This is a genomic window from Nocardioides limicola, assembly GCF_016827675.1.
GTDB lineage: Bacteria > Actinomycetota > Actinomycetes > Propionibacteriales > Nocardioidaceae > Nocardioides > Nocardioides limicola.
Genome location: NZ_JAERJA010000001.1, coordinates 86187 through 105064, shown reverse-complemented (window position 1 = coordinate 105064; position 18878 = coordinate 86187). Strand labels below are relative to the sequence as shown.

Annotated in this window: 21 protein-coding genes; 2 read left to right on the top strand and 19 right to left on the bottom strand. The window is 69.4% G+C overall.

Features of this window, described 5'->3' with window-relative positions; translation table 11 throughout:
* Nucleotides 1–19: 19 nt before the first annotated feature.
* From dprA to rplS, 13 genes are all read right to left on the bottom strand, one after another.
* On the bottom strand, nt 20–1153 hold the full coding sequence (dprA, locus tag JKG67_RS00510; protein ID WP_203335313.1) for a DNA-processing protein DprA: 1134 nt from the start codon (nt 1151–1153) through the stop codon (nt 20–22).
* Nucleotides 1150–2748 (bottom strand): YifB family Mg chelatase-like AAA ATPase, encoded by a 1599-nt coding sequence (locus JKG67_RS00505; RefSeq protein WP_203335312.1) that lies wholly within the window; start codon nt 2746–2748, stop codon nt 1150–1152. Before JKG67_RS00505 ends, dprA begins: the two co-directional genes overlap by 4 nt.
* Before the next feature lies 1 nt (nt 2749).
* Nucleotides 2750–3112 (bottom strand): YraN family protein, encoded by a 363-nt coding sequence (locus JKG67_RS00500; protein ID WP_203335311.1) that lies wholly within the window; start codon nt 3110–3112, stop codon nt 2750–2752.
* Between the two features lie 117 nt (nt 3113–3229).
* Nucleotides 3230–4972: a TadE/TadG family type IV pilus assembly protein gene (locus tag JKG67_RS00495; protein ID WP_203335310.1), complete on the bottom strand. Its 1743-nt coding sequence runs from the start codon at nt 4970–4972 to the stop codon at nt 3230–3232.
* A complete protein-coding gene (locus tag JKG67_RS00490) occupies nt 4966–5418 on the bottom strand; it encodes a TadE/TadG family type IV pilus assembly protein (protein WP_203335309.1) in 453 nt (150 codons plus the stop codon). Before JKG67_RS00490 ends, JKG67_RS00495 begins: the two co-directional genes overlap by 7 nt.
* A 97-nt stretch (nt 5419–5515) precedes the next feature.
* Nucleotides 5516–6298: a hypothetical protein gene (locus tag JKG67_RS00485; protein ID WP_203335308.1), complete on the bottom strand. Its 783-nt coding sequence runs from the start codon at nt 6296–6298 to the stop codon at nt 5516–5518.
* An 80-nt stretch (nt 6299–6378) separates the two neighbouring features.
* Entirely contained in the window at nt 6379–7992 is a 1614-nt protein-coding gene (locus JKG67_RS00480) for a pilus assembly protein TadG-related protein (protein ID WP_203335307.1), read from the bottom strand.
* Between the two features lies 1 nt (nt 7993).
* Complete coding sequence (locus tag JKG67_RS00475; protein ID WP_203335306.1) at nt 7994–8428, bottom strand: TadE/TadG family type IV pilus assembly protein; 435 nt, start codon at nt 8426–8428, stop codon at nt 7994–7996.
* A gap of 157 nt (nt 8429–8585) precedes the next feature.
* Nucleotides 8586–8894 carry a DUF2469 domain-containing protein gene (locus JKG67_RS00470; RefSeq protein WP_203335305.1) on the bottom strand — a complete coding sequence of 103 codons (309 nt, stop codon included), beginning with the start codon at nt 8892–8894 and terminating at the stop codon, nt 8586–8588.
* 9 nt (nt 8895–8903) lie between these two features.
* Nucleotides 8904–9578: a ribonuclease HII gene (locus tag JKG67_RS00465; protein WP_203335304.1), complete on the bottom strand. Its 675-nt coding sequence runs from the start codon at nt 9576–9578 to the stop codon at nt 8904–8906.
* A complete protein-coding gene (lepB, locus tag JKG67_RS00460) occupies nt 9571–10272 on the bottom strand; it encodes a signal peptidase I (RefSeq protein WP_307816351.1) in 702 nt (233 codons plus the stop codon). Before lepB (JKG67_RS00460) ends, JKG67_RS00465 begins: the two co-directional genes overlap by 8 nt.
* A gap of 21 nt (nt 10273–10293) precedes the next feature.
* Nucleotides 10294–11019 (bottom strand): signal peptidase I, encoded by a 726-nt coding sequence (gene lepB / locus JKG67_RS00455; RefSeq protein WP_307816350.1) that lies wholly within the window; start codon nt 11017–11019, stop codon nt 10294–10296.
* A 24-nt stretch (nt 11020–11043) separates the two neighbouring features.
* Nucleotides 11044–11394, bottom strand: coding sequence for a 50S ribosomal protein L19 (rplS, locus tag JKG67_RS00450; RefSeq protein ID WP_203335303.1), 351 nt, complete (start codon nt 11392–11394; stop codon nt 11044–11046).
* 191 nt (nt 11395–11585) lie between these two features.
* Here rplS and JKG67_RS00445 point away from each other — a divergent pair, with 191 nt between their 5' ends.
* Nucleotides 11586–12815, top strand: a complete 1230-nt coding sequence (locus JKG67_RS00445) for a Fic family protein (protein WP_307816349.1) — start codon at nt 11586–11588, stop codon at nt 12813–12815.
* Nucleotides 12816–12898: 83 nt separating this feature from the next.
* Here JKG67_RS00445 and JKG67_RS00440 read toward each other — a convergent pair whose 3' ends face one another.
* From JKG67_RS00440 to JKG67_RS00415, 6 genes are all read right to left on the bottom strand, one after another.
* A complete protein-coding gene (locus tag JKG67_RS00440; protein ID WP_203335302.1) occupies nt 12899–14125 on the bottom strand; it encodes an ammonium transporter in 1227 nt (408 codons plus the stop codon).
* A gap of 181 nt (nt 14126–14306) precedes the next feature.
* Entirely contained in the window at nt 14307–14987 is a 681-nt protein-coding gene (gene trmD, locus JKG67_RS00435) for a tRNA (guanosine(37)-N1)-methyltransferase TrmD (RefSeq protein WP_203335301.1), read from the bottom strand.
* Nucleotides 14988–14997: 10 nt separating this feature from the next.
* On the bottom strand, nt 14998–15543 hold the full coding sequence (gene rimM / locus JKG67_RS00430; RefSeq protein ID WP_203335300.1) for a ribosome maturation factor RimM: 546 nt from the start codon (nt 15541–15543) through the stop codon (nt 14998–15000).
* A gap of 6 nt (nt 15544–15549) precedes the next feature.
* Nucleotides 15550–15795, bottom strand: coding sequence for an RNA-binding protein (locus JKG67_RS00425; protein ID WP_203335299.1), 246 nt, complete (start codon nt 15793–15795; stop codon nt 15550–15552).
* Between the two features lie 2 nt (nt 15796–15797).
* Entirely contained in the window at nt 15798–16325 is a 528-nt protein-coding gene (gene rpsP, locus JKG67_RS00420) for a 30S ribosomal protein S16 (protein ID WP_203335298.1), read from the bottom strand.
* Between the two features lie 164 nt (nt 16326–16489).
* Nucleotides 16490–18220 carry an ABC transporter ATP-binding protein gene (locus JKG67_RS00415; protein ID WP_203335297.1) on the bottom strand — a complete coding sequence of 577 codons (1731 nt, stop codon included), beginning with the start codon at nt 18218–18220 and terminating at the stop codon, nt 16490–16492.
* Nucleotides 18221–18285: 65 nt separating this feature from the next.
* Between JKG67_RS00415 and JKG67_RS00410 the strand changes: the two genes are divergently transcribed.
* Nucleotides 18286–18819: a PH domain-containing protein gene (locus JKG67_RS00410; RefSeq protein ID WP_203335296.1), complete on the top strand. Its 534-nt coding sequence runs from the start codon at nt 18286–18288 to the stop codon at nt 18817–18819.
* The last annotated feature ends 59 nt before the right edge of the window (nt 18820–18878 follow it).

The following is an 18878-nucleotide window of genomic DNA, read 5'->3' as shown; positions in this document are numbered from 1 at the left end:
CTAGCCCGCCGCGTCCGGGTCAGGCCCGGGCCGCCGCGGCGAGTCGCCAACCACTGTCGAGCCGGACGACCAGGCCTGCCTGATCCAAGCGATCGAGGATGTGCTGCACCTCGGTCAGGGCCACACCGGCGGTCCGCGCGACCGAGGCCGCCGCCGCAGGATGACTCACCGGGACAGCATCGAGCACCTGCTGGTCCCGGATCGGCAGCCGGTCCCTGGGCCGGGTCGGGGCCCGAGGCGCCTCGAGGAGGTGCTCCCCCACACCGCCGACCGCCTCCAGGATGTGCGCCGCACGGCTGACGACAGTGGCACCGCCGGCACGAAGCAGTTCGTGCACCCCTTCGGACTGGGCGCTGGTGACCGGGCCGGGGACCGCCATCACCTGCCTGCCGAGGCGGGAGGCCCAGTTCGCGGTGCTCAACGAGCCGCTGCGCACGGCCGCCTCGACCACGACGGTGCCCCCGGACAGGGCGGCGATCAGCCTGTTCCGGGACAGGAACCGGATCCTGGTGGGCGACCAGCCGGGAGCGGCCTCGGAGACGACCGCGTGATGCCGGGCCAGGTGGTCGAGGAGATCGCGGTGGGCGGCCGGGTAGGCCCGGTCGACCCCGCAGGCCAGCACGGCGACGGTGTGGCCGTCTCCTGCCAGGGCGCCACGGTGCGCGGCCCGATCGATCCCGAAGGCGGCCCCGGAGACGACGGCCACACCACCTTGGGCCACCTCGGCGGACATCTGGGCGGCGAGTTCGTCGCCATAACTGGTGCAGGAGCGGGCACCCACCACGGCCACCGAGAGAGCCAGGGCGCGCAGGTCGAGGGGTCCCCGCACCCAGAGCCCCAAGGGTGGCCCTCCTCGGTCGAACACAGGCTCGGCGTGGTGCAGGTCGTCGAGCTGGGTGGGCCATTCGGCGTCCCCGGGGATCAGGAACCTCATCCCCCGCTCGGTGGCCTCGCGCAGCACCCGCGCGGGATCGATGTCATCGAGCCGGGTCGCGATATCGCTGCGCACTCCGTTCAGGTCGCGTTCGGCGAGCAGGTGGTCGCGAACTTCGGCCGCCCCGATCTCTTCGACCAGATCGGAGAGCCGTGGGTCGCCGGGCTCGGTCAGCAGCGTGAGGGCGAGCCGGGCCAGCCGGTCGTCGGTGCTGGTCACGCCGAGCGCTCCAGGGTGGACATCATCAACGGCTCGCCGGTGCGCAACCTCAAGGCGATGTCGACCTCCGCCTCGCCGGGCTGATCCTGGTGCCGCAGATCGGCGACGGTCCAGGCCAGCCGATGCACCCGGGTGGCGCCGCGCCGGGTGAGTCGCCCGGTGTAGGTCTCGGCGTCCAGGCGTCGGTTCGCGAGGTCGGTGAGCGGGAACTCCTCACGCAGCACCGGGCCGGGAGCCTGTCCGTTCAGCCGCCAGGACCTGCCCGCGTAGCGCTGCTGCTGTCGCTGCCGAGCCGCAATCACCCGGGTCCGGACCTGCGCGGATGTCTCCGGGCCGGGACCGAACGGTTCGGGGATCTCGTGGGCACGGACCGGGGTCAGGTGTCGGGTGATGTCGATCCGGTCCGCCACCGGCCCGGTGAACTTGGCGCGGTACTCCCGGCGGCGCACCTCCGAGCAGCGACATCCGTCGAGGGAGATGTCGGGGTGGAAGTCCCCGCACGGACACGGGTTCGCGGCCAGCACGACGATGCCTCGGGCCGGGAAGGTCGCGGACTGTTCACCGCGAGCGATGGTGATCTCGCCACTCTCCAGGGGCTGGCGCAGGGCCTCGATCACGTCGGCACGGAACAGCGGGAACTCATCGAGGAAGAGCACCCCCGAATGCGCGCGGCTGAGCTCGCCCGGCCGGACCCGGCCGGTGCCGCCGCCGAGCAGGCTCGCCTTGCTCGCGTCGTGGTGCGGCGCGAAGAACGGGGCCGAGGTCAGCATCCGGTCCCCCGGTTCGAGAGCGCCGGCCAGCGAGTGGATGGCGGTGAGTTCGAGGGCCTCTTCGTCGCCGAGCGGTGGCAGGATGCCCGGGATCCGCTCGGCCAGTGTGGTCTTGCCGGCACCGCGGGGGCCGCTGAGCATCAGGTGGTGTCCGCCCGCCGCGGCCACCTCCAGGGCGAACCTGGCGTCCTTCATCCCGAGCACGTCGGCGAGGTCGTGTTCCTCGAACCGGTCCTGTCCCCGCCAGGCCAGCAGGCGGGCTCCGGACATCGGTGCCACAGGTGGCGCCTCCGGCAGCTCCACACCGCGCAACTCACAGATCACCTGGGCCAGGGAGCGCATCCCGAAGACGGAGACGCCGGGCACCATCGCTGCCTCGGAGGCCTGCGGTTCGGGGACGAACACCCGACGGAGGCCGCGGTTGGCTGCGGCCATCACCATCGGTAGCACTCCCGGCACCGACCGCAGCCCTCCGGCCAGCGTCAGCTCGCCGATGAAGACGGTGCCATCGAGGCAGTCGGCGGGCAAGGCACCCTGCGCCCCGAGGATGGCCACCGCGATCGCGAGGTCGAAGTGGGTGCCGGTCTTAGGCAGGTCGGCCGGCGACAACAAGATCGTGACGCGTCTGGTGGTCGGCCAGTCCGCTCCCTCGACCTTGGTGTTGGCGATCGCCATCCGGCAGCGGTCCTTCGCCTCGTTGAGGGTGGCGTCCGCACGCCCCACGAGCGTGGTGCCGACCATGCCCTGGGAGACGTCGACCTGGACGTCGATGAGATGTCCCACGGCACCGGCGAGTGAGAGGGTGGTTGCGGTGGCGACGGGCATCTCAACCCACCCCCGGCACATGATCGATGACCGCGGGTCCGCGGCGTGGCCGCACGATCCCGACCAGGTCGATCCGGATGTCGTCGGGGCGAATGCCGTGCTCAGTGACCCACCGGGCCCCGAGTCGTCGCAGCCGGGCGAGTTTCGTGGCGTCCACGGCCTCCAGTGGTGACCCGAACTCATCGCTGGTGCGGGTCTTGACCTCGCAGATCACCAGGGTGTTGCCGTCGCGCAGCACCAGGTCGATCTCGCCGGCGTCGCAACGCCAGTTGCGGTCCAGCACCACCATCCCGGTCTCGCTCAGCGTGCGGGCTGCGAGCCCTTCCCCATAGGCGCCGAGCGCCTGTCGAGCCATCGTCCTCATGTTGACCTCCTGGACAGGAAGCCAACCGGGATCGGTGCCCTGGCGACAGGCCCGATTCAGGGCCTGTGGAGAACCGGCCGGGGTTCAACGGCTGTGGACGGCAAGTGGCCGAGCGGTTCAGTCCACCATCAGCAGCACCTTGGGTGCCAGTCCGGTCGGGTCGGTGTAGACGGTGGTCTCGGTCACTGGCACGGGGGGCAGGGCGTCGGGATGGATGAAGGTCACCACCATCCGCTCCACCTTGTTGTTGTTGGTGAACCCGATGCCCAGCAGCCTGCTGTTGTCGGAGTAGCCCTTCGTCGCCGAGCCCGGCTCATCGGTGATGTAGGCGGGCCGGAAGCCGACGATCTTGTAGCGCTGGCTGGTCCCCGGTCCGGGACGCACGGCCAGCAGCGGGACGAAGGAGAAGCGTGGTGACTCGAAGATCCCGCCGTCCAGGACCACGCCCCCCGAGTACGACGGACTGCGCACATCGGCGACGTTCACCCCCGACTCCTTGAACCAGCAACTGAGCGGGTCGTTGTTGAGGGTCTTGCCCTGACGGGTGACCGTGTTCCCGGTCGAGCACATCACGCCCGAGGAAGTGTCCCGCAGTCGGCCAGGTTGGCCACCGACCCCGTCGATCAGGCCATCCTCCGCGACGCTGAGCGTCAGCCCCACCCTGGCCTGGACACAGTTGGTGCCGTCGTTGCGCCACATCACGGTGCCCGGCGGGTTGTCGTGGCAGGTCGCCGACCCCGGCGGGATCGGGTGGATCGCCAGCGGGTTGCTCAGCCCGGCCGCCATGTTGTAGGCGATGTTGGCATCCTGCCCATTCGGACCCTGCGGGTGCTCAAGAACCAAGCTGCCGAAGTTGCCCTCGCTCGAACCCTCGTCACAGGTCAGCACCGGTTCCCCGATCGACAGCGGGATCGCCGCCAGGCGTGCGTTGTTGCCGCTGCCCACGATCACCTGGGACCAGGTGATCGTCCCGTCCACCTCGACGCCCACCCGCACGTACCACGTGGTCTGGACGCCGGTGACGCTCAGCGGCAGCACGATGGCCACCTCGTTGGCGGTGACCGATGCCGGTGTGACCACCACCGGGGCATGCCCGCCGGCCTCGAAGAAGCCGACGTGGGTCACCAGCGGCTCTTCGTCGAAGGCGTCACCCTGGTTCCCCTGGCGACGGAGCACGATCGTGTCCGTGGACCCGACCGGCACCTGCGCCGGGGAGGAGGCGGGGTTGGTGACGATGTCGAACGGGATCTTGCCGTTGGTGTGTCCCGCCAGAGCGAGCACGACGTCGGTGGCGTGGCCGTTGCTGGGATTGATCAGGGTCTGCTGCCCCCAGTCACAGCCGTCGTACGCGTAGACGGGCATCGTCCTCATCACTGGCGAACGCACTTCGACGGTGGCATGCGCCGAGACGGTGACCCCATCACTTCCCATCATCCGCCCCAACCCGAAGTCGATGTCTTGACCGGGAGACACCACAGTGAGCATGTTGCGGTGCGGATGGATGGTGCCGTCGCTCTCGATCCAGCCGTGGATCACCTCGCCGTCGGCCAGATCGCAGTTCATCAACTGTCCTGCCGATGTGGCGCCAGGCAGGTTCTCGGTGAGGTACTCGGCGGCACGGCTGGCCACCTCGGACGACGGCTGGATCCAGGCACCGCACCCCGGTCCACCCTGCGCCGGCAGGGCATCGTCGGCGCCGGCGGTGAGGGCGGCGAAGTCGGCCACATGCTGCAGGCTGTGTTTGCTGACCACCGCGCGGCCGAGGTCAATGGCGAAGGCCGCACTCCCCAAGAGCACCAGGGCCATCATCGCCACAATGACTGCGGTGGCGCCCTGCTCGTCGCGATCGCGTCTCACCATGGCTGGCAGCCTCCGTTGAGCGACTCCGTGCTCTCGACGCGGGCGGCGTACTCCCGGATCACCTGACCGTTGTTCGGCATCGGGATGAACGGCAACCCGAGGTCGAAGCCGGGGAAGGTCACCCGGAGGGTGAGTTGGGCGCCGATCTCATCGGGGAGGTTCATGGTCACGCCGATTTGATTGTTGTTCGCCGGGGCAAGTGCCCCGAGCCGTGCCCTCACGACATTGCGCACCTCAGCTTCGGTACGACAGTCGCCGACCGCCATCCGCCGGGCCGCATGGGCGGTCGCCGAGGTACCAGCCTGGACCGACCACAGATAGAGGCCGAACTGGATGGTTCCGAACACGAGGAGAAGCAACAGCGGCACGATGAGCGCGAACTCCACTGCGGTGGCCCCGCGCTCGCCGCTCCGCCGCGTGCGCCTCCCCGTCAGTGGCGCGAACAATTGAGTCTCCTTCCACGAGCCCATACGTCTTCGTGGTGCGCGACTGGTACCACGTTAACGAGGGGCACTGTGGATGGATCCGGCTTTGGCCAAGGCTTTACCTTGGCGGCGGGCCCTCGACCCGAAGGACAGCTGACTGCGCCGGCACCCGGGCGGTGCCGGTCACCAGCGCCCACCATTGCCGCGCGGTGATCGACCCTCCGTGGCGTGGTTCCGGTTCGGTGAGGGACATCCGCCCCCCGGCCAGGTCCAGGCGCCCCACCAGCAGCGCCCGTGCCCGCGCTGCGCACCGGCTCGCATCCAGGGAACGCCAGGCGAGGAGCCCGGCCGGGGTGGGTGCGGTGGGTGCTGGCAGCAGCGGCCACCACTCGGGGGCATCCGAGTCCGACTCGACCGGCACCCAGGCACCGGACGCCACCCGGTCCCACACCTGGGGGGTGGGCGCGTGCAGGGTCATCCAGTACTCCGGCGCTCCGTCCGCTTCGACACGATCGAACCGGACCCGTGTCAGGTCACCCGAGCCGGAACGACTGGGCACCAGCAACGTCACCGGCGGAGCGACCTCGAGTCGACTCACCAGCTCGAACCAGACCCGGCCCGAGTCATCGGCCGCGGCCTGATGGGCATACCTGCGCGTGAGGCCGACCATTTCGTTGCCGAGCGACCCGATCACCGCGAAATGATCAGGGTGATCGGCAACCTGCTGATGCACCACCTGGGCGGGCACGCCGGTGGCGGCATAGACCCGGATGCAGAAGGCACGCAGTGGCATCCATTGCGCCTGTCGGAACTCACGAGCCGCCTCGGCCAGTACCAGCTCGGCGTCCCAGGTTGCGACCGGCGCAGCGGCCTGCTCGGCGAACTGCTGCACCCCTCCCATGCACAGATTCTCCCCTGTCCGCCGCCGTACCGGGAGGGTGCTGGCCAGAGTCAGGACAATGACAGGACCAAGGTCCCGACTCAGCCGCGGAGCGCGGGGTGCTGGCAGGTCGGTTGCCGGACCGCCCACAGGTCGGCGCCTGCCACGCTGATGCCCAAGGCATCGAAGACCGGGCCCAGCAGCAGGTTCTGCACCGGCGCCAGCACGCTGTTGACCAGGTTGACGAGCGGCCCCAGGTTGACCGACCCCAGTAGCACCACCTCGCCGCTGCTCAGCGTCACCGAGGGTGGCACGGCAGGCCCTACGGTCAGCGGGGTGTCGTAGTGCTCGGGGATCAGCAGTTGATGGGTGCCGCCCGGATAGGGGGCGGTGCCGACATCGACCAGGCGTGCGAGCTCGGTCCAGGTCGTGCCCGGCGGCAGCAGGCGCAGGGTTCCCAGCCACACGGAGCCGGTGAGCGTCACATCCGCCAGCGCCATCTCGTAGACATCGACGCTGACCGACCCCGACCCACAGGTCAGGTCGGGCGTGAGCCGGGCCTTCGCCGACGCCGCATCCAACGTGACGAGCAGGTTGCGGACCTCCAGATCCACCGTGGTCAGGTTCAAGCCGAGCAGGCCCAGCAGCGAGTTCAGCCCGCTGGTCGGCAACAGTTTCACCGGCCCCATCGCCTGGAGCCTCAACTGGATCTGCCCGGTGCGGGCTTCCCCGTCGTTGCAGGCGAGCCGCGGCACCTCGATGACCCTCAGGTTGGCACGCAGCGTGGTCCCACCCGCGTTCACATCCAGGTCGGCGATGCGGATCAGGTTCTCGCCGTTGGCGACCATCACGGTGCCGGTGATCAGGTGCAACAGGTTCACCGAAGCGGTGGCCACGGAGCCGGTGCCGACCCCCAGATCCAGCAGCTCCCCGAGGTCGACCTGAGCGTTGGCCCGCGCCCCCAGATCGGTCTTGAGTGTGAGCAACTCCGCGGCCAGCCCGGACTCGCCCTCCTGGTTCAGCACCACGGCGGCAGCGTCCAGAAGCTCGCCCAGGGTCAGGTTGGCGTCGACCAGCTCGTGGGGGCTGCCCAGACCCAGTTCGGTGGCCAGGCCGAGCAGCGAGACCTCGGCAGTGGCCAGACCCTGATAGCCCAGCACGCGGGTGGCGGCGGCATTCCCGAGCAACGCGGCCAGGATCGAGTCGTTGGTGGCCAACTGCAACGCGTAGGAGCCCATCCGGAAACATGCCGAGGTGGTCGCCTCGGCCACCGCGCTCCGGGTCGCCGACCCCTCGCTGGGGCCGCCTCCCACCTGGGCGAAGACGAAGCCGACGGTGGATCGGGCGGTGACCTCGACGGCGGTGGCGGGGTTGCCCCCGGGCAGGAAGTTGCCGGCCGCGTCGAGGGTGCCGAGGCGGACGGTGGGCTGACCGTCCAGCGTGCCCAACGTGGTGGCGTTGCGCACCACGCTGGCGGCGACGGCTGCTTCGACGTCAGCGATCAGCGAGGAATCGTTGGCCGCACGGCCGTCGAGTTGCCGGGCCGCGTCGAGGGCTGCCAGGTCCGCGAGCGCCTGCATGTCCCGGGCCACCACTCGCTGCATGCCGAGGTCGACGGCGAACGCCGCGAACATCACCAGCACCACCAGCATGATGGCCACCATCGGCGCGACGGCGCCCTGCTCATCCCTGCGTGAACTCCCCTGGCGTGCCATCTCAGCTGACCTCCGCCATCGCGGTGTAGCTCAACTGCTCGGGCATCGCCAGCCCCAGACCCGGGAAGAGGGGGGTGAGCGGATTCGCCCGGTAGGCATAGGTCAGCGTGACCCGGATGCACCCGTTCGCCCCACAGGAGGAGTCCACGACGATCGCGCAGGTCATGCCGGGGTGGTCACAGTCGACGCCGTACCCGACCGCGGCATTCACCGCGTCGGTGGCTCGGGTCACCCGTTCGGCGCTGGGCGTGTTCGGCATCGCCACCGCGGCGGCGCGAGCCCCCTCCGCGGCGGCCTGGCTCATCGCCTGACGGAAGCTCAGCATGTACCCGAAGGTGATGATCCCGAAGACGATGATCAGCAGCGGCAGCACCACGAGCGCGAACTCCACTGCAGCCGCACCGGTCTCCCGGTCGCGTCGACGCAACCTACTCATATGTGGTTCCCTCCCAGATGCCAGGCGGCCCTCATCCGCCCGGGGCCAACCCTACGACGTATACGGGACGTTCGTCCTAGTAACGGTGACCGATGGGCATGCATGACGCCGGTCACAGGTAAAGATTCGGCAACGCCCCGACGTCCCAGGCCGGGAATCAGGAATCCGGGGGCTCCATGTCCGGGGCTGCCAGTTCCTCCACGTTCACGTCCTTGAAGGTGAGCACCTTGACGGTCTTCGCGAACCGCGCCGGTCGGTAGATGTCCCACACCCAGGCATCCGACATCGTCACCTCGAAGAAGACGTCACCGGCCTCGGTGCGCGCCTTCACGTCGACGGCGTTGCACAGGTAGAAGCGACGGTCGGTCTCCACGACGTACTTGAAGATCTTCACCACGTCGCGGTACTCGCGATAGAGCGTCAGCTCCATCTCGGTCTCGTACTTCTCGAGCTCCTCGGCACTCACCGCTTCATCCTAGGGTGTGGCGTTCGGGTTCATCGCCGCCGCGGCGCGGCGGACGTTCTCGAAACGCATCCGGTGGACCGGTGAGGGTCCATGGCGCTGGAGCGCCTCGGAGTGGCCGGCGGTGACGTAGCCCTTGTGCACCGCAAAGCCGTACGCCGGGTGGGCACGGTCCAGGTCGGCCATCAGCCGGTCCCGGGTGACCTTCGCGATCACCGATGCCGCCGCGATGCAGGCGGCGACCCGGTCGCCCTTCCACACCGCCAATCCGGGGACGCCGAGCCCATCCACCCCGAACCCGTCGGTGAGCACGTACGCCGGCCGCTCGGCCAGTTTGGCCACCGCCCGTCGCAGCGCCTCGATGTTCGCGACGTGCATGCCCAACTCGTCGCACTCCCCGGACTCGACGACCACCGCCGACCAGGCCACCGCCCGGCGCTGGATCTCGGCGTAGCAGCGTTCCCGCGCCCGGGCGGTGAGCAGTTTGGAGTCGGCGAGCCCGGGGACCCGGCCACGTGTCCCCTCGGGCAGGATCACCGCGGCGGCCACCAAAGGACCGGCGCAGGCGCCGCGTCCCGCCTCGTCCACGCCGGCGATCGGGTCGATGCCAGCCCGCCGCAGGGCACGCTCATACCCGTAGAGGCCGGCGTCGCGGCGCACCGTCGCACCCCGGGGCAGGTCACTCATCGAGGACTCGGTAGAGGTCCGGGCGTGGCACCCGCTGCCAGCGCGAGGGCGGCCAGGCGACAGCGAGGACGCGTCCCACCACCCGCTCGACGGAGACGAACTCCCGGCCACCTGCGCACTCGGTCTGGGACTGCCGGCACATCTGCGCCGTCGAGTCCGCCGACCTCGACCGATGGTCCCCCATCACGAACACGTGACCTTCGGGGACCGGGCCGGCACTCCAGCGACAGTTGTCGATCATCGGCCCGGCACAGGCGGCGCCGGGGCGCAGCAGCGGCTCCTCGGCGACGGCGATCTCGTTCACCTGCAGACGCCCCTGGGCGTCACAGCACTCAATGACGTCTCCGGGCACTCCGACCACCCGCTTCACCAAGTGCCCGTCAGCGGGGCGTACCCCGATCAGGGTGAGCAACTGCTCGAGCCCCGACGGTTCACTCGTGGCCACCGGCAACCAGCCACCCGGGTCGGTGAAGACCACCACGTCACCACGCCGAGGCGTGCCGGTCGCCCACTTCTCGACGACGATCCGGTCCCCCGCGACCAGGGCGGGTTCCATCGACTCAGACGGGATGTGGAAGGCCTGCATCACGAACACCTTGACCAGCACGGCCACGGTGATCGCGGCCACGGTCAGGACGACCGCCTCCTGCCACCAGTTCAGGCGAACGCCGCGGGGGGTGTCGGTGTCATTCACTGCTGCCCTCGGGGTCCGGTGTCAGCGGGCGGCGTCGTGCACGGCTGGGCGCTTCACCAGAGAGATCCGGTCCAGTGGCCAGACCAGCGCGAAGACCTTGCCGACCACGTGGTCGACGGGCACGAATGCTTCGGACTCGTCACAGTTCGGGCGCGACGCGGCACACAGGTGCACGCTGGAGTCTGCGGACTGACTGCGGTTGTCGCCCATCACGAAGACGGTGCCCTCGGGCACCTCCTCGACGGTCCAGTCACAGTCGCCGGTCATCGGACCGTTGCACCGGCGCTGCTCGCGAATGTAGTCGGCCTCGTCCAACGGGACTCCGTTGACGAGCAGGCGCCCTTCGTCGTCGCAGCAGGCGATCCGGTCGCCGGCCACGCCGATGACCCGCTTCACCAGGTGACCGCCCGTGGGATAGAGGCCGATCACCGACAGCGCCTCGGCCAGCAGGTTGGGCGGTCCCAGGTGCTGGTGCGACCCGAGCCAGCCCCCGGGGTCGGCGAAGACCACCACGTCGCCACGTTCGGGCTCGCTGGACCCCCAGTAGGAGACCTTCTGCACCAGGATCCGGTCGTTGGTGACCAGTCCCGGCTCCATCGACTCCGACGGGATGTAGAAGGCCTGCAGCAGGGTGGCCTTGATCAGCGCAGCGAGGCCGAGGGCGAAGCAGACCAGAAGCACGGTCTCCAGCCACCAGGGCACGGATGGCTTCCTGCCGACCTTGCGGTCGGTGTCCTCGGTGGTCACGAAGTCAGCGTAGCCAGCGACCGGTCAGAGCTCGCGACGTTCCTTGATCTTGGCGGCCTTGCCGCGGACGTTGCGCAGGTAGTACAGCTTGGCGCGACGGACGTCACCGCGGGTGACGACCTCGATCTCCTCGAAGATCGGCGAGTGCAACGGGAAGGTCCGCTCGACGCCGACACCGAAGGAGACCTTGCGGACGGTGAAGGTGCGGCCGATGCCGGAGCCGTGGATGCGGATCACCACACCCTGGAAGACCTGGACGCGGGAGCGGCTGCCCTCGACCACCTTGACGTGCACCTTGACGGTGTCGCCGGCCCGGAAGTCGGGGAGGTCGGTGCGCAGGCTGGCAGCTGCCAGATCGTTGATGGCGTTGGTCATCGTTGCTCCTCACGGATGCCACAGGTCAGCCGCGGACTCGGTCGCCGCCCGGCAAGGGGGCGAAAGGATCGTGGTCGGTGCATGACGACGATTCCCCTGTGGCAGAGGCGACGTGCACCAGCGATCAAGGATGCCACATCCGGTCACCGAGTCCGAAATCCGGGGCCGGCCGGTCGTGCGAGGATGGCGCCGTGATCGCTCCCGACCACCCGGCCGACTGGATGCCGCACACCAGCGAGCGGCGGCCGTGGCGGCAGCAGCACCCGCGGGGGCCACGGGTTGACCGGCAGGTGCAGGAGATCACCGTGATGCTGCCGCCGCTGATCCGGGACCTGGACTATCCGATGGACCGCTCGCTCTCGGCGATGACAGCGGCCAGTGCCGGCAACCTCAAGCACCTCGATCTCGTCCACGGACGCACTCTCGCCGCTCTCAACCACCTGCAGATCCGCACCGAGGCGGTGGACTCCTCGAAGATCGAGAACGTCGACGCCAGCCTGGCCGACTACGGCCGTGCCCTGCTCGGCGAGGGCGGGAACGCCTCGGCCGTGTCGATGGCCTCGGCGACCCGGGCGATGACCCGGATGATCGAGGACGCCGACACCACGCGGACTCTGCGTCTCGAGGCGATGCTGCGCGCCCACCACGACCTGTTCCGCCGACACCCCGACGAGGCCCACCGGGCCGGTCAGGTACGACGTACCCAGAACTGGGTGGGCGGCAGCGACTACTCGCCCCGTGACGCCATGCACGTGCCACCGCCTCCCGACACGGTGCCGGACTACCTGGACGATCTCTTCGCGTTCGCCAACCGGGACGACCTGCCCGCGCTGGCGCAGGCAGCGATCGTGCACGCCCAGTTCGAGTCCATCCACCCCTTCATCGACGGCAACGGGCGGATCGGCAGGGCGCTGATCCATGCCGTGCTGCGACGCCGGCGGGCGACGCGCCACCTGACCGTGCCGATCGCGTCCGCACTGGTCGCCCATCGGGAGCTCTACTTCGAGGCCCTGAACCACTACCGGGACGGCTCCGCCCGGATGCTGGTGGCGATGCTGGCATCGGCGACCAGCAACGCCACAGCGGAGTCGTGGCGCACCGCCGAGAGCATCCACGCCACCCGCGACCAGTGGCACGACGCCGTCGGTGGCTCCCGACCCGGCACCCCGTTGCATCGGCTGCTCGACCTGCTCACCGAGCAGCCGATCATCAACCTGGCCCTGGTCACCGACAGCCTCGGTGTCGGCGCGGCCGAGGCCGAGGAGACCATCGCGACCCTGGTGGACGCCGGCGTCCTGACCAGGGCCAAGCGTTCCCGGCGAGCCCCGGTGTGGCTGGCCCAGCAGATGCTCGACGACGTGCACGAGCTCAGCGTGCGGATCCAGACCGCCAGCCGCCGGGTCCGCCCCCTGCCTCGTTGAGCCCGGCGTCACCCCACAAGGCCGCAGGCCCGCCCCGGACGAACCGGGACGGGCCTGCGGGTCGGTGACCTAGGGGCACAGACTCACTGGTTGTTGAGGGCGTAGCCCTCACCGTGCAGCACCAGGTCGATACCTGCGATCTCGTCCTCCTCCTTGGCGCGGAGGCCGATCGTCTTCTCGATCAGCGTGCCGACCACGAAGGCGACTCCGAACGCCCAGGCGATCACGACGATCGACGAGGCGAACTGCGACCAGAGCTGACCGAAGCCGCCGCCGTAGAACAGGCCCTCAGCGTCGTACTTGGCCACGAAGCCGAGCGCGATGCAGCCGAGGAATCCGGCGACGAGGTGGATGCCCACCACGTCCAGGGTGTCGTCGAAGCCGAGCTTGAACTTCAGGTCGATCGCGACGGCGCAGACCGCACCGGCCAGAGCGCCGAGGACGATCGCGACCCACGGGTCGATGTGCGCACAGGCCGGGGTGATGACGACCAGGCCGGCGACAATGCCGGAAGCCGCGCCCACCGCGGTGGCCTTGCCCTCACGGAAGTGCTCGACCACGAGCCAGCCGAGCATCGCAGCGGCCGGAGCGATCAGGGTGTTGAGGAAGATCAGGCTCGTCTGGGCCTCGGTGTCGGCGTGCGCGCCGGTGTTGAAGCCGAACCAGCCGAACCACAGGATCGAGGCACCGATGAGCACCAACGGGACGTTGTGCGGAGCGGACTCCTCCTTGGAGAAGCCGACCTTCCGCTTGCCCAGCACCAGCGCGAGAGCGAGAGCCGCCGCACCGGAGGCCTGGTGGACGATGGTGCCGCCGGCCCAGTCGAGGGCGCCGACACCGTTGAGGATGCCCTTGCCTTCGATGATCCAGCCGCCGTCGCCCCAGACCCAGGCCTGGCCGGGGAAGTAGACCAGGGTGGCCCAGATGCCGGCGAAGAGCAGCCACGGGAAGAAGCGGGCACGGTCGGCGATGGCGCCGGAGATCAGCGCCACGGTGATGATCGCGAAGGACGCACCGAAGGCGATGCCGCCCAGGGTGTCGTCGTCAGCCTGGACCGCCTCGGTGAGGGCGAAGTCCTGGAACGGGTTGCCGAAGAACTGGCTGATCGGCCCGTCGCCCAGGGTGCCGATACCGGTGGCGCCGTACAGCACCCACAGCACGGTGATCAGGCCGAGCGAGCCGAAGCTCAGCATCATCATGGAGACGACGGACTTGGACTTGACCAGACCGCCGTAGAAGAAGGCCAGACCCGGCGTCATGAAGATCACCAGGGCCGTGCACAACAGAAGCCACGCAAGATCGGTGGACATACCTACCTCTTTTGCCTCGGGGAGCACTAGGCGCCCGCAGCTCCATTGCTGCCGAACGCGTTCGATGGAATCGTGCCCGCGACGCGTTAAGCCCGAACCCCGCGATTGTTTCGCTTGTGTATCAGAATCGGCTGAAACCTCACGGCACCGTTACCGATCGCTCACACCGAGCGGATCCGGCTCACTCCCCGAGCAGGTCCGGCCGATTCTCAGCGGTACGCCGGATCGCCTGGTCGCGCCGCCAGGCCGCGATCGCGCCGTGGTTGCCGCCGAGGAGGACCTCCGGCACCTCAAGCCCACGCCAACGGGCCGGGCGGGTGAAGACGGGGTACTCGAGCAGGCCGTCCTCGTGCGACTCCTCGACCAAGGAGTCGGGGTTGCCCATGAACCCGGGGATCAGCCTGGCGATCGCCTCGATCATCACCATCGCGGCCACCTCTCCCCCGTTCAACACGTAGTCGCCGATCGACAGCTCCCGGACCTGGGCCCGGGTCCGGGCGTGCTCGGCGACCCGGGCGTCGATGCCCTCGTACCGCCCGCAGGCGAAGACGAGGCGCTCCTCGGCGGCCAGTTCCCGCGCCGTCTGCTGGGTGAACAGCGGGCCGGAGGGGGTGGGGATCACCACCGTCGCGCCGTCGATCTCGAGCTCGTCGAAGGCCTCACCCCACGGCTCGGGGCGCATCACCATCCCGGCACCGCCGCCGTAGGGGGCGTCGTCGACCGTTCGATGCCGGTCATGGGTCCAGCCGCGCAGGTCGTGGACACCGATGTCGAGCAGGCCGCGCTCACGGGCCTTGCCGGTCAGTGAGAGCTCCAGCGGAGCGAGGTAGTCGGGGAAGATCGTCAGCACGTCGATCTGCACGCGATCCGCCTCAGGTCTCGTCCGGGAACGGGGTCACCAGCCCGGGACGGTCGGCGATCACGATCCGACCAGTCCTCAGGTCGACCTCGGGGACCAGCGCGGAGACGAACGGGACCAGCGCATCCCGGCCCTCCGGCGTACGCACGGTGAGCAGGTCCTGGGCAGCGCCGGTGAACAGGCGCGTCACCACACCGAGCTCGCGACCGTCGGTGTCGACCGCAGTGAGTCCCTCGATCTGGTGGGCGTAGTACTCGTCGGGGTCCTCGGGAGTGACGTCGTCCGCGAGGGTGGCGTGCAGAAGGGTGCCGCGCACCGCCTCCGCGGCCGTCCGGTCGGGGACCTGGTCGAGCCTCAACAACAAGACGTTGCCATGCCACCGACTCCCCGCCACCGTGATGGTGGCGGGGAGAGTCGGGGCAGCATCTCGAGGTGGTTCGGCGCGTAGCACCGAACCGGCGGCGAACCGAAGATCCGGCTCGTCGGTGCGCACGTCCACGGTCATCTCACCGCGGAGTCCGTGCGGCTTTCCGATCCGGCCGACGACGACCTCGGGCACTGTTGATCAGCGCCGACGGTCGACGTCGACGAAATCGATCCTGGCGCCGCCACGGCCGGCGAGCGCCGAGATGACGGTGCGGAACGCGGTGGCGGTGCGACCGCCGCGACCGATCACCTTGCCGAGGTCGTCGGGATGGACCCGCACCTCCAGCAGCGGGCCGCGTCGCAACTCACGGTCGGTGACGGTGACGTCGTCGGGGTTGTCGACGACGCCACGAACCAGGTGCTCCAGCGCCTCGGCCAGGACCATCCTCAGGCCTCGGCCGGGGTCTCGGCCTCGTCGCCCTTGGCCTCGGTGGGCTCCTCGGACGCTGCCTCGGCGGCGGGCTTCTCCTCGGCCTTCTCCTCAGCCTTGGGCTCAGCCTTCTCCTCGGCCTTGTCAGCCTTCGGCTCAGCCTTCTCAGCGGCCTTCGGCGCGATGGCCTCCTTGGGCGCGCTCTGCGCGTCCTTGAGTGCCTCGTTGAAGCGGGCCAACTTGTCCTGCTTCGGCTCGGCGACCCTCAGCGTGCCCTCGGCACCAGGCTCGCCCTTGAACTTCTGCCAGTCGCCGGTGATCTTCAGGAGGACCTCGACGGCCTCGGTCGGCTGCGCGCCGACGCCCAGCCAGTACTGCGCCCGGTCGGAGACGACGTCGATGTACGACGGGTCCTCCTTGGGGTGGTACTTGCCGATCTCCTCGATCACTCGACCGTCGCGCTTCTTGCGCGAGTCGACGACGACGATGCGGTACTGCGGGACCCGGATCTTGCCCAGGCGCTTCAAGCGGATCTTGACGGCCACGTTTGTGGTGTCTCCTCACAAGCTCTGTGGTGTGGTGGAGCAGCGACGACGGGTGGGGTCCGCATCACGACTCCGGAATGGGCGCTGCACGTGACGGATGAGAGGGTCCGGCACGTGTGACGACTCAGCCGGACATTCTGCCAGAGGCGGCCACGGTGGGGAAATCAGGAGACCCCGGAGGCAGCGATCAACTCGTCGCGGCGGATCCGGCGGGCGGCCTGCTCGTCGGGATCCGGCACCGGCACCGCGGCGACCAGTCGCCGGGTGTACGGATCCTGCGGGTTGTGCACCACCTGTTCGCGGGGCCCGATCTCGACCAGCTTCCCGTGGTTGAGCACCGCGATCCGCTGTGCCAGCATCTCCACCACCGCCAGGTCGTGGCTGATGAACAGGCAGCCGAAACCGTGCTCGCGCTGTAGGTCCAGGAAGAGTTTGAGCACCTTCGCCTGCACCGACACGTCCAGGGCCGAGGTGGGCTCGTCCGCCACCAGGAAGTCCGGCTCCAGGGCCAGTGACCGGGCGATGCCGACCCGCTGGCGTTGACCACCCGACAGTTCGTGCGGATACCGGTTGCGCATGTCCCGGGCGAGTTCGACGCTGTCCAGCAGCGCCTCGACCCGCCGGCTCAGTTCTGCCCCGCGCATCTTCTCGTGCAGGTAGAGCGGCTCGCCGATGGATTCCCCGATCGGCAGCCGGGGGTTCAGTGACGACCCCGGGTCCTGGAAGACGATGCCGACCTTGCGGCGCAGCGGCTTCAGGTCCCGACGGCGGGCGGTGGCCATGTCCACTCCGGCCACCCGGAGGCTGCCGGACTTCACCTTGAGCAGCCCGACCGCGGCGCGGCCGATCGTGGTCTTGCCGGAGCCCGACTCCCCCACCAGGCCGACCACCTCGCCCCGGTCGACGTGGAACGAGACGTCGTCGATGGCCCGGAAGGCCGGCTGACTCCCCTGCTTGGGGTACTCCAGGACCAGGTGCCGCAGGTCCAGCACCGCGTTGTCCGGCTCGACCGACGGTTCCTGCACCGGAGGTCCGACCGGCACGGCGGTGGCGCTCTTGGGGTCGGAGTAGCTGCCGAAGTGCGGCACCGCATCGAGCAGGGTGCGGGTGTAGGGGTGTTGTGGATCGTGGAAGATCTGGTGGGCGTCCCCGGACTCGACGATCCGGCCCTGCTTCATCACGATGATCCGGTCCGCCATGTCGGCGACGACCCCCATATCGTGGGTGATCAGCACGATGCCGGAGTCGATGCGGTCCTTGAGGTCGCGGATCAGCTTGAGGATCTCCGCCTGCACGGTCACGTCCAGGGCGGTCGTCGGCTCGTCGGCGATGAGCAGCGTCGGGTCGCAGGCGAGCGACTGGGCGATCATCGCCCGCTGGCGCTGCCCCCCGGAGAGTTGGTGCGGGAACGCGTCGTAGCGCCGCTCCGGCTCCGGGATCTCGACCATCCGGAGCAGTTCCAGGGCACGCGCCCTGGCCTGGCTCGGGTCCATCGGCAGGTGCGAGCGCAGCGCCTCGGAGATCTGGAAGCCGATCGTGTACACCGGGTTGAGCGCGGTCATCGGCTCCTGGAAGATCACCGCGATGTCCTTGCCGCGGACCCGCCGCAGGTCCGGCCCACGGAGCCCGATCAGCTCCTTGCCGAGCAGCTTCGCGCTGCCAGCGGCGCGACCGTTGCTGGGCAGCAGACCGAGCAGCGACATCGACGACTGGGTCTTGCCCGATCCGGACTCACCGACGATGGCGAGCACCTCGCCGCGGCGTACGTCATAACTGATCTCGGTGGCGGCGGTGTGCCACTCACCGTCGACGAAGAACGAGACGTCGAGATCCTGCACCTCGAGGACGAGTTCGCCCGCCTTCGAGGTGGGCGACTGGGGGGTGTCAGCACTCATCGCTGCTCCTCCTCGTGGTGCGTACCGGCCCGCGATCGGCGGGCGTCGTCTGGAAGGCTGGCCCCATGGGTGAGAGCCAGTGGACACAGGTGTATCGGTCGAGCTTCGCCCGGGTGGTGGGCGCCGCGGTGACGGTTCTCGGCGCCGGCGGTGCGGTGGCGATGGCCTACGACGGTCAGCCGAGGCTGTCGGCCGGCCTGCTGGCGGTCGCCGCGACGGCCTGGCTGGCCTTCTGGCGCCCGCACCTGGTGCTGGACGAGCGCGGCGTACTGCTGCGCAACGTCTTCCGCAGCGTGCACCTGCCCTGGTCGTGCGTGCTGGAGGCGCACAGTCGCTACGGGCTGCGGGTGGAGACCAGGTACGGCGACTTCAACGCGTGGGCGGTCCCCGCGCCGATGGGTCGGGCCCGGGCCGCCGCCGAGGAGACCGAGGCGGCCGTGATGGTGCGGCAGCGACTGGAGCGGGTCCGGGCGCATACCGATCTCACGCGCACGGAGTCCAACGACGCCGACCGTCCGGTCGTGCAGTGGGATCAGCTGGCTGTGGTGACCGCTGGTGTGGTCGTGGTCGCGATGCTGGGCCTGCTGGCGCTCGGCTGACGGCCACAAACCCCACCTCGGCGGGCCACAAACCCCACCTCGGCGGGCCACAAACCCCA